This is a genomic window from Chitinophaga sp. 9-1-y (assembly GCF_059511905.2).
Genome location: NZ_CM197955.1, coordinates 5,675,801 through 5,690,071, shown reverse-complemented (window position 1 = coordinate 5,690,071; position 14,271 = coordinate 5,675,801). Strand labels below are relative to the sequence as shown.

The 14,271-nt window shown below is 46.3% G+C and carries 15 protein-coding genes; 12 read left to right on the top strand and 3 right to left on the bottom strand.

What is annotated here, in order from left to right; all coding sequences use genetic code 11:
• Positions 1-7: 7 nt before the first annotated feature.
• Entirely contained in the window at positions 8-1,957 is a 1,950-nt protein-coding gene (locus AC5ZC7_RS22340) for a RagB/SusD family nutrient uptake outer membrane protein (RefSeq protein WP_496158825.1), read from the top strand.
• Positions 1,958-1,968: 11 nt separating this feature from the next.
• Positions 1,969-2,670, top strand: a complete 702-nt coding sequence (locus AC5ZC7_RS22335) for a DUF3823 domain-containing protein (RefSeq protein WP_496158826.1) — start codon at positions 1,969-1,971, stop codon at positions 2,668-2,670.
• 48 nt (positions 2,671-2,718) lie between these two features.
• Here the strand turns inward: AC5ZC7_RS22335 and AC5ZC7_RS22330 are convergent, their stop codons facing one another.
• Positions 2,719-3,618, bottom strand: a complete 900-nt coding sequence (locus AC5ZC7_RS22330) for a LysR substrate-binding domain-containing protein (RefSeq protein ID WP_496158827.1) — start codon at positions 3,616-3,618, stop codon at positions 2,719-2,721.
• Positions 3,619-3,706: 88 nt separating this feature from the next.
• On the opposite strand from AC5ZC7_RS22330, the gene AC5ZC7_RS22325 reads away from it, so the two are divergent.
• Together AC5ZC7_RS22325 and AC5ZC7_RS22320 are read left to right on the top strand one after the other, a co-directional pair.
• Positions 3,707-4,093 carry a cupin domain-containing protein gene (locus tag AC5ZC7_RS22325; RefSeq protein ID WP_496158828.1) on the top strand — a complete coding sequence of 129 codons (387 nt, stop codon included), beginning with the start codon at positions 3,707-3,709 and terminating at the stop codon, positions 4,091-4,093.
• 3 nt (positions 4,094-4,096) lie between these two features.
• Positions 4,097-4,480 carry a tautomerase family protein gene (locus AC5ZC7_RS22320; RefSeq protein WP_496158829.1) on the top strand — a complete coding sequence of 128 codons (384 nt, stop codon included), beginning with the start codon at positions 4,097-4,099 and terminating at the stop codon, positions 4,478-4,480.
• 89 nt (positions 4,481-4,569) lie between these two features.
• On the opposite strand, the gene AC5ZC7_RS22315 is transcribed toward AC5ZC7_RS22320, so the two are convergent.
• Complete coding sequence (locus AC5ZC7_RS22315; RefSeq protein WP_496158830.1) at positions 4,570-5,100, bottom strand: dihydrofolate reductase family protein; 531 nt, start codon at positions 5,098-5,100, stop codon at positions 4,570-4,572.
• A gap of 192 nt (positions 5,101-5,292) precedes the next feature.
• On the opposite strand from AC5ZC7_RS22315, the gene AC5ZC7_RS22310 reads away from it, so the two are divergent.
• A complete protein-coding gene (locus AC5ZC7_RS22310) occupies positions 5,293-5,694 on the top strand; it encodes a hypothetical protein (RefSeq protein WP_496158831.1) in 402 nt (133 codons plus the stop codon).
• Positions 5,695-5,769: 75 nt separating this feature from the next.
• Here the strand turns inward: AC5ZC7_RS22310 and AC5ZC7_RS22305 are convergent, their stop codons facing one another.
• Positions 5,770-6,585: a helix-turn-helix domain-containing protein gene (locus AC5ZC7_RS22305; RefSeq protein WP_496158832.1), complete on the bottom strand. Its 816-nt coding sequence runs from the start codon at positions 6,583-6,585 to the stop codon at positions 5,770-5,772.
• Between the two features lie 81 nt (positions 6,586-6,666).
• Here AC5ZC7_RS22305 and AC5ZC7_RS22300 point away from each other — a divergent pair, with 81 nt between their 5' ends.
• From AC5ZC7_RS22300 to AC5ZC7_RS22270, 7 genes are all read left to right on the top strand, one after another.
• Positions 6,667-7,593 (top strand): YhjD/YihY/BrkB family envelope integrity protein, encoded by a 927-nt coding sequence (locus AC5ZC7_RS22300; RefSeq protein WP_496158833.1) that lies wholly within the window; start codon positions 6,667-6,669, stop codon positions 7,591-7,593.
• Positions 7,594-7,765: 172 nt separating this feature from the next.
• Positions 7,766-10,216, top strand: a complete 2,451-nt coding sequence (locus AC5ZC7_RS22295) for a glycosyl hydrolase family 95 catalytic domain-containing protein (RefSeq protein ID WP_496158834.1) — start codon at positions 7,766-7,768, stop codon at positions 10,214-10,216.
• A gap of 207 nt (positions 10,217-10,423) precedes the next feature.
• The gene (gene rpiA, locus AC5ZC7_RS22290) at positions 10,424-11,125 is read left to right on the top strand and encodes a ribose-5-phosphate isomerase RpiA (RefSeq protein WP_496158835.1); all 702 of its coding nucleotides are present in this window, start codon (positions 10,424-10,426) and stop codon (positions 11,123-11,125) included.
• Positions 11,126-11,178: 53 nt separating this feature from the next.
• Positions 11,179-11,721 carry a TetR family transcriptional regulator gene (locus AC5ZC7_RS22285; protein ID WP_496158836.1) on the top strand — a complete coding sequence of 181 codons (543 nt, stop codon included), beginning with the start codon at positions 11,179-11,181 and terminating at the stop codon, positions 11,719-11,721.
• A gap of 80 nt (positions 11,722-11,801) precedes the next feature.
• On the top strand, positions 11,802-12,242 hold the full coding sequence (locus tag AC5ZC7_RS22280; RefSeq protein ID WP_496158837.1) for a DUF1348 family protein: 441 nt from the start codon (positions 11,802-11,804) through the stop codon (positions 12,240-12,242).
• 98 nt (positions 12,243-12,340) lie between these two features.
• Positions 12,341-13,249 (top strand): helix-turn-helix domain-containing protein, encoded by a 909-nt coding sequence (locus tag AC5ZC7_RS22275; protein ID WP_496158838.1) that lies wholly within the window; start codon positions 12,341-12,343, stop codon positions 13,247-13,249.
• 87 nt (positions 13,250-13,336) lie between these two features.
• Complete coding sequence (locus tag AC5ZC7_RS22270; RefSeq protein WP_496158839.1) at positions 13,337-14,173, top strand: oxidoreductase; 837 nt, start codon at positions 13,337-13,339, stop codon at positions 14,171-14,173.
• Positions 14,174-14,271 lie beyond the last annotated feature (98 nt).

Here is a 14,271-nt window from a genome sequence, read left to right as displayed (position 1 = left end):
ATTCGTTATGAAAAAAAGTTTGTTATATATATGCGTGGCTATACTCGCACTGAGTGCAGGGTGTAACGACAAAGATTTTCTCAACGTGGCCCCTTCCAATGTGTTGCAGGACGAGCAACTCTGGAATGATGAAGGGCTCATCCTCTCGGTGCTGGCTGATTTATACGACCGTTATCCGGATCGTCAAACAGATGTGAATAACAGCAATATTCCTTCTATGGTAGTGCAAACAATTGATAACTGGGGAGAATTTGCACGCCTGGATGAAGCATTTGCTTCGGAAAATGGCCAGTACTGGCGGCATAGCTTTACGGAATATCCTTACGTTTTTCCGGGTATGATGGTAAAGGATGTAGGAGAAGTAACCTATTGGGATTATGCTTATATCAGGGAGCTGAATATTTTTATTAATAAATGTGGTACTTCTACCAAATTAAAAACCGATGTAAAAAACCGGTTTATTGCAGAAGCCCGGTACCTGAGAGCAGTGGTGTATTTTGAAGAGGTGAAGCGGGTCGGTGGAGTGCCATTGATATTAACGCCACTGGAGTATAACTACCAGGGTGATCCTGCCTATTTGCAACATCCGCGGGCGAAGGAAGCGGAGATTTACGATTTCGTCATTAGTGAAATGGACACCGTGAAAAAGTACCTGCCTACTAGTCCTGTCAGTAAAACCCGCGCTACCGTGGGATTAGCACTGGCTACCAAAGTGCGCGCAGCGTTGTACGCCGGGTCTATCGCCAGGTATGGTGCTACTACGCCACAGGTATCATTGCCAGGTGAAGAAGTGGGTATTCCTGTTACCAAAGCCAATGCCTATTATACCACCGCGCTGCGGGCGGCACAGGAGTTGATCAATAGCGGAAACTATGCGTTGTATAAGAAAAACAGCGATAACCTTACGCAGAATTTCGTCAGCCTGTTTATCGATAAAGGCTCCAACCCGGAAGTTATTTTTGCCAAAGACTTTAAGCTGCAAAGCGGAAGGGTGCAGCCCTGGACGTTATGGAGCCAACCTCGTTCCAATGCAGAGGAACAACAGGGAGGGCGGTTGAATCCCTCTTTAAATCTCGTACAGTCGTTTGAGTTACTGGACAATACTTTTGCACCGTTGAATATCAATGCGGCAGGTGGTGGATACGTATACTACAATGATCCGCAGGATTTGTTCGCCAACAGGGATCCACGTTTAGCCGCTACTGTGATACTGCCCGGATCGGAGTTTAAAGATAAGAAAGTAGACATCTGGGCAGGATACCTGCTCAAAGACGGCAGGATCATCACGGGCGACAACTTCGGCGCCAAAGGGAAACTGGAGCCCAATGGTCCGGATGTACAGGTAGTGGGTTTTGATGGACCGGTGAATAACCTGGAATTCAGTGCCCAGTCTGGTTTTATTATCCGGAAGTACATGGATCCCACCGTAGGCTCCGGTCGTATTGGTACGCAGAGCGAAGTATGGTGGATCCGGTATCGTTATGCGGAAGTACTGCTGAATGCGGCGGAAGCAGCCTTTGAACTGGGGCAGCGGGATGTGGCAGCAGGGTATATGAACCAGGTGCGTGAGAGAGCAGGTTTCAAAATTCCGTTAACAGCCGCAGATATTACTTTCGACCGCATTGTACATGAAAGAAAAGTAGAGCTGGCATTTGAAGGCCACGAGTTCTGGGATATGAAACGCTGGCGTTTGGCACATAAAGTATGGAATGGGGTGAAAATGCCGTTGACCACACAGCCGGGAAAAAGCGATGAATCCAGTACCCGGGTGTTTGCGCTGTGGCCTTATAAAGTATACGATCCGGGGAGCCCTAATAACGGGAAGTACATCTTTAAGCAGGTATTGCCGGGCGCGGTTACTTCCGCACACCTGTTCCGGATGGGAAATTATTATGGATCTATTGGAGATGATATCAGGAATAACAATCCAAAAATTGTGAAAAATCCTAACCAGTAAAGCGATGTATTATGAGAACTAAGATGCAATATATGATCATCATGGTGGTAGGTATTTTTGCTGCCTCCTGTAAAAAAGATAATTATAAAGCGCCTTCCAGCACGTTCAGTGGACGGTTGGTATACCAGGGCGAGCCTGTAAATGTTAGTTACAATGATGTGTATTTTGAATTGTGGGAGCCGGGGTGGGGAAAAAGTATACCCATTAACGTGAGCATCAGCCAGGATGGCAAATTTTCTGCCCTCTTGTTTAATGCGGCGTATAAGCTGGTGATTCCTGCATCGCAGGGACCTTTCCGTTCGCTAAAGGATAAAACCACGAATTCAGATACGATTCCGTTGACTATTTCAGGCAATCTCACGCGGGATATTGAGGTGTTGCCCTACTATATGATTCGCTCACCGAAGTTGGTAGCTACCGGTAATAAGGTAACTGCCATGTTCGCAGCAGAGAAAATTATCAAAGATGTGAATGCACGGGATATAGAACGGGTATCATTGTATGTGTGTAAAACGCAGTTTGTAGATGGTCGTAACAGTGTGGCTACGAAAGACCTGAGTGGAGGCAATATTACAGATCCTGCCGCTATTAGTTTACAGGTAGATGTACCCGCATTGGTACCGGCGCAGAAAACGGTTTTTGCCCGGGTGGGTTTAAAAGTGGCGGGCATCGAGGATATGATTTACTCACCGGTACAGGAAATTTCCTTGTAAGGAGTTGATGAATAAAGACAACGCCCCCTGCGATCACGCGGGGGCTTTTCATTTAACGCCCTTTTTAGACTTTTTACGGATGTCATTCAGCTGGGTGGTAATGGTTTCATGCAGGATGTCGATCAGCCGCTGAATAGCCGGGGATGGCGTTTTTTGACGGGTAAGCATAAAGAGGGCTACTTCGGGTAAAGGGGGAAGGCCGCTGGAGGTGGGGAGTGCCTGGCAGGTAGCGGGCATACCTATTTCTGTGCGAATGGTGATGCCGAGTCCTGCCTGGGCGGCTGCCCACATCCCAGCTACGCTGCTACTGGTTAATGCGGGGCGCCATTTGCGCTTTACTTTTTCCAGTGCTGCCAGGCCGCTGCTGCGGAACAGGCAGGGAGCTTCAAACAGGAGCAGGGGAAGGGGGTGCAGCAAGGCTGCCGTATTATCTTTTCCGCCGATCCAACGGATAGGTAGCGTTCCAATAGGGATGGCATGTTTGGGGATGGTTTCTCCGAAAGACAGGACAATATCAAGTTTGCCGCTTTGCAGTTGCTGTGCAAGGATAAACTGCCGGTCGAGCGTTACTTCAATTTCCATTTGCGGATGAATGGCAGCAAAGCGGGCCAGTGCTATAGGAAGACCGCTTTCTGCAAAATCTGCCGGCAATCCCAGTTTTACTTTCCCTGCTATATGCGTGGCCGTGAGCGCGGTGATGGCTTGTTGGTTAATGTCCAGCATTTGCCGGGCATAACCCAGCAACATTTCTCCGCTGGCGGTTAAGCGCCAGCCACGACCCTGTTTCAGAAACAGCTGTTGCCCGGTGATTTCTTCGAGCCGCTGCATTTGCAGGCTCACCGCCGATTGGGAGCGGGCTACCTGGTCTGCCGCCCTGGCAAAGCTATCCAGGTCTACTGCCAGCACAAATGTTCGTAGCAGGTCAAGCTCCAGCAGATCCATATTCATAATTTAGTTTTATTAAAGTATTACATTAAATGTTTCAATATTATAAATGTATGGAAAGATACTAAGTTTGTGATGAAATCTTCTTCCAATGAAAAAACTACTGGTTATCATCGCTGTAGTATTAGCGGGCAGCGTTGAGGCACAAATACCGCTGGCACGTAAAACATTATTGCAGCAACCCTTGCCGGCAACAACAATTGAGCAGGTAAGAATGGATGAAATTACGCTCGGACCCGGAGAAGGTGCCCCGGTGCATCATCATCCGGGAGAAGTATACGGATATATTGTATCTGGGGAAGTAATTTATCAGCCTGCAGGAGAGCCGGCTGTAACGTTGCATACTGGTGATGCTTTCCGGGAAATGGCAGGTAAGGAAATCGCCCTTTTCAAAAATGCACAAACAGATAAACCCGCCACATTTGTAGCCGTCTACCTGTTGAAAAAAGATCAGCCACCTATTATCATTAAAAAATAAGTTATGCCTTTCGTACAAATCTATCTCGGTGCGCAGCTCACCGCCAGCCATAAAAAAGATATTTCCCTTGCCGTACATCATAGCCTGGAGGAACACTTCCATGTGCCTGCAGACGATTATTTCCAGGTCATTCATACGATGCAGCCCGGCGATATCCTCTATCCCTCCAGCTACTTTGATGTACCGCATACAGATAACCTGCTGTACATACGCATTACCGCAAAAGCCGGCAGAACGGTGGAACAAAAGCAGGCACTGTATAAAAGTATTGCTACCCGGATAGCAGCTGCCACGCCAGTCAGTATCAATGATGTGGTCATTATCCTGGTAGAAAATGATGTGGCCGGCTGGTCATTTGGCCAGGGAGTGGCGCAGATGGTGAAGTAAGCTTTTAGCTATTAGCTATTAGCTTTTAGCAAATGCAGCGGAGAATAACATGGAGCATGTTTTTCACTGCATTTGCTAAAAGCTAATGGCTAAAAGCTTACATAACGCAATTCCAACACCCCACTGGTGTAAGGCTTTGTATCTACCATCTGAAACACTTTCTCCATCAGAATGCCGCCAAACAATGGTAATCCATCTCCCAATACCACCGGTATTACGTGTAAAATCATCTCATCTACCAAATCGGCTTGTAGCAACGCACCATTTAGTTGTCCACCACCAGCCAGCCAGATATCTTTGCCCGCTGCGGCTTTCAGGTTACTTACAAACGCAGCTATATCGCTGTTGATGAATTTTACATACTCCGTATCTGTTTCATGGTTGCTGCGGGTAAAAACGTAATTGATTTTATTCGGATAAGGATAGCTTTCGCTCAGGGTTAATACATGCTTGTAAGTATTGTTACCCATGAGCGTTGTATCAATTTCTTTCAGGAACGCGGCATAGCCGTAATCTGTTCCTTCCGGGTTGGGAAAGCTCGTCAGCCAATCAATTTTTCCATCTTTGGTAGCAATGTATCCGTCGAGACTCACCGCGGTATAGATTTTCAGTTTTCTCATTTGCTTTTTATGCAAAGGTGAAGTATAAACGAATGTGAAAATTGTACAAAATTTCCTGTTGTTTTGATCGGTTGAAAGTCAGTATGATAAACAGTTTTGCGGGATAATAGTGCAATAAAAAATATCTGATATCATGTGCTTTTCCATGTTTTTTTTCCTGCTAAATTTGAAGAACCAAAATTTCTAAATAACATGGAAACACAAGACGTTTTGAAACTTTTCGGAAGATTGGAACAAGTGATTGTAGCAGGTTTTGATGCTGTAGATGAACGCTTTAACGCTGTAGACGAACGCTTTAACGCTGTAGACGAGCGCTTTAACGCTGTAAACGAACGCTTCAACGCTGTAGACGAACGCTTTAACGCTGTAGACGAGCGCTTCGATGCAATGGATCGTCGCTTCGATGGAATGGATCTTCGGATGGATGCTATGGACAAGCGCTTCGACGCCGTGGAGGAAAGAATCGATGTACTGGAAGAAAAAATGGAGCACCGGTTTGATGTGCTGGAGCTGAGAGTAGCATCTATTGAAGTAAGCATCGACAAAATTGCAGAATGGGTGCCTTTCAGAACGCCTCCTTTCGGCGGATATTAAAACCAACTATTATACTACCTATTGTTACTCCCCCTCAAGTGATTAATAGCCTTACTATTTTGTAGTAGGGCTTTTTTATTGCAGGAAGATAGTATTCGGAAAAGTAGCCGGTACCCGTTCTGCCCGCACTGCCAACCTGTAAGCGGATGGCGTAATCCCGGCAAAAGCTTTAAATATGCGTATGAAATGTGCCTGGTCATAGAAACCATTATCATAAGCCACTGATGTTAATGGTATTTCCGGGTGCTCCGCAATTTGTTTAAGCGCTGCATTCACCAATAACAGGTGGGTATATTTTTTAGGGGTTAAGCCCAGCACCGTACTGCTGGTGTTGATAAATTTTTTGGAAGAAATCAGTGTATCAGAAATCTGCGATTTAATATGTCCTTTGTGTAAAACCGGTCCTACCTGTAACGTCTGTATTTCTTCCGGTATGATTTGCGGCTGTGCCATGCGTAGCAGGAATGCTTCCAGTGCTTTGATTTTTTGCTGCGGAGCGGAAATGTTTTCCAACTCCGTCAATAATGGATATGCCGCTTCTCCCCAGATGACTGGAAGTGTCAATGGTTGTCCACACAATTTTGCTGCTGAAATACCAAACAGGCGATACAATCCAAAAGGCTTTAACATAATTCCCAGTGCGGCATAATGTCCTTGCACCCTGGTAATGGTGGGTTGTACATGTACACCCGTAACACCGCCAGTGCGTGGATAACCAAATCGCAGCTGTTGACGGGTAATAGAAAAATGTTCGCCTAAATTAATAATCAGTTCCTGGTGAAGGAATGGAATATTATAAGCTTTTAATTTTACCGTTGCGGCCTCATGGTACCACATATAGTCGATGGCTTCTGCCAGTTCATTCTTGGGTATGTAGATATGCGCGTCCATGCTACATAAAGTTAGTCATTTCGATGCGGATACCCTTACTAAAGGAAATTAATCAGTAAATTGGGCCCGAATAGGGCAGGCATGGAAACCATTACAACAGAGAAAATAATACCCCGTTGGCAGTTATTTCTGCTTTCGTTTAAAGATGCATATAAAGTATTACAGGCGAACGACCCGTTGCGTATGGCTGGTGCCACGGCCTTTTTTACTACGTTTGCCCTGCCAGCTATTCTCATTATCCTGATACAATTACTACGTATTATTTTTCGGATACATCATGCCGGCAGACGCTTACAGGCCCAGCTGGAAGGGATGTTCGGTACGGAAACAGCGGAGGCTATTCTGCAAACACTCCGGGCATTCCGCAGTATGGCACAGAGCTGGATCATTGCTATTGCCGGTTTCATTTTTTTGTTGTTTGTGGCCACCACATTGTTTAAAATCATCAAAGGCTCCCTGAATGAGTTGTGGAAAATAAAAGCCACACATAAAGCAAACTTCGCACAAATCATGCTATCCCGGTTAAAAGGGGTGTTGATCATTATTTTCGCCGGGCTCTTGTTTATCATCGACCTGGTAGCAGATGCGGCCCGTACCTTCCTGGGCAAGTATATCAATGCATATCTGCCGGCGGTGGGTATCTATTACGACAGCGCACTTAACTATGTGATCTCCGTGATTATTGTGATGATCTGGTTCTTCCTGGTTTTTCATTTCTTACCAGATGGCCGCCCCCGCTGGAAAGTAGGGCTTACCGGTGCATTGGTGACCAGCGTACTGTTTAATATCGGTAAAGCCATCCTAAAGGTGATGCTTAACTACAGCAGTATTAACAGTATTTATGGTGCATCGGCATCTACTGTGTTATTATTGCTTTTTATGTTTTATTCTTCCCTGATCTTTTACTACGGCGCCTGTTTTACAGATGCCTGGGGAATCCGCACACAGCGTCCGGTACACCCGCTGCACAATGCCAGTCGTTATGAAATAAAAGTAGCAGAAGCATAATCCCCCAATGGATAACAAAGCATCCTGAATAGATAAACAGTATTACAAAAAATGCCTGCGACCGGGATAGCGCTATTCCCGGTCAAATACAAAATTCACATTTGCTAATGGGTAATTCGCAATTGTCGCCCGGGGCTTTCACTGCAGCAGGATTTTATATATCTTGATGCACATGAACTGCAAGCTATATTCCACATTACAAACTGTATGTTTATTAGGCGCACTGACCTTGTCGGCGCAATCAGATGTAACGGTTCGTTTCAGCGAACCGGCGGCCCATTTTACTGCATCCGCTCCATTGGGCAATGGCCGCTTAGGGGCCATGGTTTTCGGGAATACTAACCGGGAACGGATTGTATTGAATGAAATTTCTATGTGGAGCGGTGGTGTCCAGGATGCGGATAGTAAAGCCGCAGCGCCCTATCTCCCTAAAATCCAGCAACTACTGCTACAAGGTAAAAATATTGAAGCGCAGCAAATGCTGCAGCAATATTTTATTTGCCAGGGCCCCGGCTCCGGCAGCGGTAATGGCGCCAATGTGAAGTTCGGCTGTTACCAGACACTCGGTGATCTTTTCATCCAGTGGAAAGATACGGTGTCGGCTGTACGTAATTATCAGCGTCAGCTGAAACTGGATAGTGCCATCAGTACTGTTAGCTGGGAGAAAAATGGGGTTGCCTACAAAGAAGAAGTGTTGGTGTCTGCACCGCAACAGGTAACTGTAGTACGTTTGGTGGCCAGCAAGCCGGGTGGCTTGTCCTTTACTACAGGGCTGTATCGCCGGGAGAGGGCCAATATGAGTATTGCCAATGGCGATGTAATCATGCGCGGTGCTTTGAACGGTGGCAATGACGATGAGGGAGTAAAGTATGCCGCTGTACTGAAAGTATTACCTAAAGGAGGCACTAAAACCATCCATAACAATCAGATCACGATTAACGGCGCAGACGAATGCCTGCTGTTGATAGGAGCCCATACAGATTTAAACTGGCCCCATGTAGAAAAAAGAGGTGCGGATCCGCTGCAAAAAACGGTGGCCGACATCACGAAAGCAGCTACTGTGCCATGGCCTGCCATGGTAAAAGCGCATGTAAAGGATTACGCGGCACTCTTCAACCGCTGCCAGCTGTCTTTTACCGATAACAGCAATGAGGCAGTGAAAAGCCTGGCTACTATTGATCGCTTACAGCGTTTGCAGCAGGGGGAAAAAGATGCTTCATTGGTATCACTTTATTTTAATTTTGGTCGCTACCTGCTGATCAGCTCTTCCCGCAAAGGGGGCATGCCGGCTAACTTGCAGGGGTTATGGGCAGAAGAATACCAGACTCCCTGGAACGGCGATTATCACCTCGATATTAATGTGGAAATGAATTACTGGCCGGCAGAAGTGACGAATTTATCCGACTGCCACCAGCCGATGTTTGCATTGGCCCAACAGATGGCAAAATTTGGTCAGCACACTGCACGTACCTATTACAACGCAGATGGCTGGATGGCCCATGTGATCTATAATCCATGGGGATTTACTTCTCCGGGCGAAGGAGCCGACTGGGGATCAGCATTAACAGGCGGCGCCTGGGTAGCTTCCCATCTCTGGAAACATTACCAGTATACCAACGATAAACAGTTTTTGAAAGAAGTATACCCGGTATTAAAAGGGGCTGCTGCGTTCTTTAAGGAGATCCTGATTACTGAGCCTTCTCATCAATGGCTGGTCACCGCGCCTTCCAACTCACCGGAAAATTCTTACATATTGCCTAACGGCCAGACAGGATCAACCTGTATGGGGCCTACCATGGATATGCAGATTTGCCGGGACCTGCTGGGGGCTAACCTGGAAGCAGCGCGTATCCTGCAAACGGATAAAGCCTGGGCGGATAGCCTGAAGGTAGTGTTGTCGAAACTGGCGCCTAATCAAATCAGTCCCTCTACCGGTGGGGTGCAGGAATGGCTGGTAGATTATAAAGAAGCAGACCCACATCACCGCCATGTGTCTCCGTTATATGGCCTGTATCCTTACGATGAAATTACGCCCTGGGATACCCCGGAAATGGCAACGGCTGCACAAACAACCCTCAACAGACGGGGTGACGGTGGTACCGGCTGGTCGCGCGCCTGGAAAGTGGCGTTCTGGGCCCGCCTGGGAGATGGCAACCATGCCTATAAGATGCTGAAAGAATTATGGGTGCCTGCCGCCGCAGGTAGCGATATCCAGATGAATTCCGGCGCTGGTACTTATGCAAATCTTTTCTGTGCACATCCGCCGTTTCAGATAGATGGCAACCTTGGTGCTACTGCCGGTATCGCCGAAATGTTGCTACAAAGCCATGGCAGGGAAAATATCATTCGTTTATTGCCTGCACTGCCAGATGGGGAACAGTTTGCAGCCGGTCGTATCAAAGGACTGAAGGCTGTCAACGATTTCGCCGTGGATTTCAGCTGGAAGAATAAAGCGGTGCAGGAAGTATCTATCCTGTCTGGTAGTGGACAGCCCTGCCGGTTAGTACTGCCGGAAACAGCGCGGGTAAAGGATGCTGCTGGCGCGGTGGTGTCTCATCAGTATAAAAATGGCGTGCTAAGCTTTAACACGAAAAAAGGGATGCGCTATAAGATAGCGGTTTAACGCGATTTTTTGTCTTATTCAGGATTAGACTGATTAGACTGATTTTTTATTTTTTGATTTTAAAAGATTCGGGGAGATTTAAGCAAAATTATTTGCTCAAATCTCCCCGAATCTTCTAAAATCTTCTTACTCAAAAAAAATCAGTCTAATCAGTCTAATCCTGAACAAGACAAAAAAAGCTGATCTTTACCATTCAATATTCTGGATATGGAAGATCTGAAGCAAGTGGCTGCAAAGGCGGCATTAGACTTTATAAAACCCGCTCAGTTAATAGGCATAGGTGCGGGTAGTACCATTGCGCACCTGGTCAATTTTTTAAAAGAAGAGGTCGCCCTGGCGAAAAGTATCACGTTGGTTACTTCTTCTTTTAGTACCCGGCAGCTCCTGTTGGAACACGATTTCCAGGTAAAAGAGATCAATGCCGTATCCAGGCTGGATATTTACTTTGATGGCTGCGATCAGTTCGATCACCAGCTGAATGCCCTGAAAAGTGGTGGTGGTATCCACACCCGTGAAAAGCTGCTGGCCGCCATGGCAGATAAGTTTATCCTGCTGGGAGATGGATCTAAATATGTAGCGCAGCTATATACCACGTTCCCGGTAGTGATTGAAGTCATCCCCGATGCCGTACCCTTTGTATTACAACAACTGAAGCACCTGTTCTCCCTCGCCAACCCCGTGATCCGGATGGGCAGTAAAAAAGACGGCGCCGTTATTACAGAAAATGGGAACTTACTCATCGATGTCTGGTTCCGTTCTTTCCCGCCGTTAGATAGCCTCAATCAACGTTTAAAGGAAATTCCTGGTATCCTGGAAACCTCTCTTTTCTATAATATGGCGCATGCAGCTATCATAGCCGGGAAGAAGGGGGTAGAAATCATCCGGAAAGATCCTGCTTATCAAATTTGAAAAAATAAAAAAAAAGATAGATCGATCTGTCTATTTTTATATATCTTTGTGTCATGAAAAAGAAGATAAGCGATCCGAAGCAGCGTTTATTGGATACGGCCACACAGTTGTTTTATCAGCAGGGCTACCATGCTACGGGCATCAACCAGGTGCTGGCGGAAGCGGGTGTGGCGCGGGCCAGCCTGTACCTGCACTACGAATCCAAGGAGTCGCTGTTACTGGCATTTCTGCACCAACGCCATACCGACTGGATGGGCGGTTTAAAAACGTTTACTGATAAAGGTAGCAAGCCGAAGGAGAAAATCCAGGCGGCCTTCGATTTCCTGGCCAGTAACAATGAAAAAGAACATTTCCGGGGCTGTGCATTTCTGAATGTACTGTCAGAAACCACGGAGAAAGATACAGCGGTGCTGGCCGTGATCCAGGATCATAAAAAAGACCTGCGGGCTTTCCTCGGCGATATTCTCCATAAAGAGAAACAAGGAGTGAAGGATCATGTGTACCTGCTGTTTGAATCTGCCATCGTGGAAAGCCAGCTATATCGGCACCAGTGGCCGGTACAGGAAGCAAAAGCCATGGCACTGGCTTTAATATAAGATGCAGGCGCATCTTTTTTTTACCCATATAAATAGACAGAACGATCTATCTGATTTTTAATTATCTAAATTTTATACTCATGGAACAGAAATTTCCCCTCCCGCCATTTACGCGCGAAACCGCCCTGCAAAAAGTACAATTGGCTGAAGATGCCTGGAACAGTAAAGATCCGCAGAAAGTATCGCTGGTATACACGAAAGACACCGCATGGCGCAACCGCGATCAGTTCATTAACGGCCGTGAAGAAGTAGTGGCCTTTCTTACCAAAAAATGGGAAAAAGAACTGGACTACCGTTTGAAAAAAGAACTCTGGAGCTTTAATGATAACCACATTGCCGTATGTTTTGAATACGAATGGCATGACCACGCCGGTAACTGGTTCCGCTCTTATGGCAACGAGCTATGGGATTTTAATGCCGACGGACTCATGCAACGCCGCCTGGCCGCCATTAACGACGTACCTATTAAAAGCAGCGAACGTAAATTCCGCGATCCTGAAGAACTGGTGCTGGCCTGCTGATGAGCAGAAAGCAGAAAGCAGAAAGCAAAAAGCAGAAAGCTATGATGTTATATGAAGGGCCTGGAAGAAAACCGCATTGAATTTTGTAACTTCGGTAGATGTTAAAGACAGAAACATTACAGGCATTTTACCAGAAAAAGTTCAATGCGGTTCCTGAAAAACTGGACCAGGACCTCGGACACTTTAATGTGTTTCGTATGGGGGACTGTATTTACGACGAAAGCGGAAAGATGGTAGTGAAGTATAGCCGTCGTGACTTTTATAAGGTAAGTTTGGTGAGAGGACATAATCTTTTTCACTATGCAGATAAAACACTGGAACTCAAAGGAACTACGCTGTTTTTCTCCAATCCGCAGGTACCGTATGCCTGGGAGCCTTTGTCGGGCCAGACTCCTGGCTATTTCTGCATCTTCCGCGAATCCTTCTTTACGCACGCCAGCCGGGATCACCTCCACAACCTGCCCATGATGGCGCCCGGAGGAATCCCATCTTACCCGCTGACGGAAGAACAGGACCAGGAAGTATCACGGCTTTATGAGAAAATGCTGACAGAAATCAATTCCGACTATGTATATAAATACGACTTACTGCGGAATTACCTGACAGAAATAATTCACTATGCCCTCAAAATGCAGCCCTCAGAAGTGCTTTACCAGCACGCTGATGCGAAGTCCCGTATCACGGCCGTTTTTACTGATTTACTGGAAAGACAGTTTCCCATTGAATCGCCTTCTCAGCGATTTACCTTCAGATCTGCCAGCGATTTTGCACAGCAATTGTCTGTACACGTGAACCACCTGAACCGTGCCATCCGTGATACTACGGGTAAAACCACTACTGCCCATATTGCAGAACGTATGACCAGTGAAGCCAAAGCCTTGCTGAAACATACCAATTGGAATATTTCTGAGATCAGCTATGCCCTGGGCTTTGAAGAACCGGCGCATTTCAATAATTTTTTCAAAAAGCAAACCAGCATTACACCGGGCGCTTTCAGGATTGTTTGAATTTTGCAATCATTGGTTTGATTCGCGTAAGAACCGGTACTAATTCCTGATCTACTTTTGTGTCAACAAATTAAAACACAAAAGATCATGGACAACAAGATATGGTTTGTAACGGGCGCTTCGAAAGGATTAGGACGCTCACTCGTTTTACAATTATTGCAACAGGGACACAAAGTAGCGGCTACTTCCCGCAGCCTGGATGACCTTCGCAAAGTAGCCAATCATGCTAATTTTCTGCCACTGTCAGTAAACCTGACAGATGAAAACAGCGTGAAAGCAGCGGTATCTGCTACCATCAGCCAGTTTGGAGGCATCGATGTGTTGGTAAATAATGCCGGCTACGGTCAGGTAGGCGCCCTGGAAGAAACTTCCGATGCGGAAGTACGCGCCAGCTTCGATGTGAATGTATTTGGCCTGCTCAATGTTACCCGTGCAGTATTGCCACAGATGCGGAAACAACAATCCGGACACATCTTCAATATTTCCTCTATTGCGGGCTTTACCGGTATGTTCCCCGGTTTCGGTATCTATTGCGCTACCAAATTTGCGGTAGATGGATTATCAGAATCTTTATCTGAGGAAGTAAAGCCATTCGGTATTAAGGTAACCATTGTATCACCAGGTTATTTCAGAACAGAGTTCTTGTCTGCCGGCTCGCTGGCCATACCAGCACAGCCTATTGATGCTTATCTGTCTGTACGCGAAGTGCAAAATGCACATCAGCACCAGATTCATGGCAACCAGGCCGGTGATCCCGAAAAAGCAATTGCTGCATTGATTGACGTAGCAGGAGTGGAAAATGCACCGCTGCATTTATTCCTGGGAGAAGATGCCTACAATATGGCTTACCAGAAAATGGAGATGCTAAAAGAACAATTGGAAACGTGGAAAGAAGTGACGGTGAATACCGCTATTGAAGCGTAACGACCTGTGGATTTGTCTTTCCCAGGATTATACTGATTATACTGATTTTGTATTAAAAGGTTAAAGAAGATAATTATTGTTATCTCCCATAAATCAAA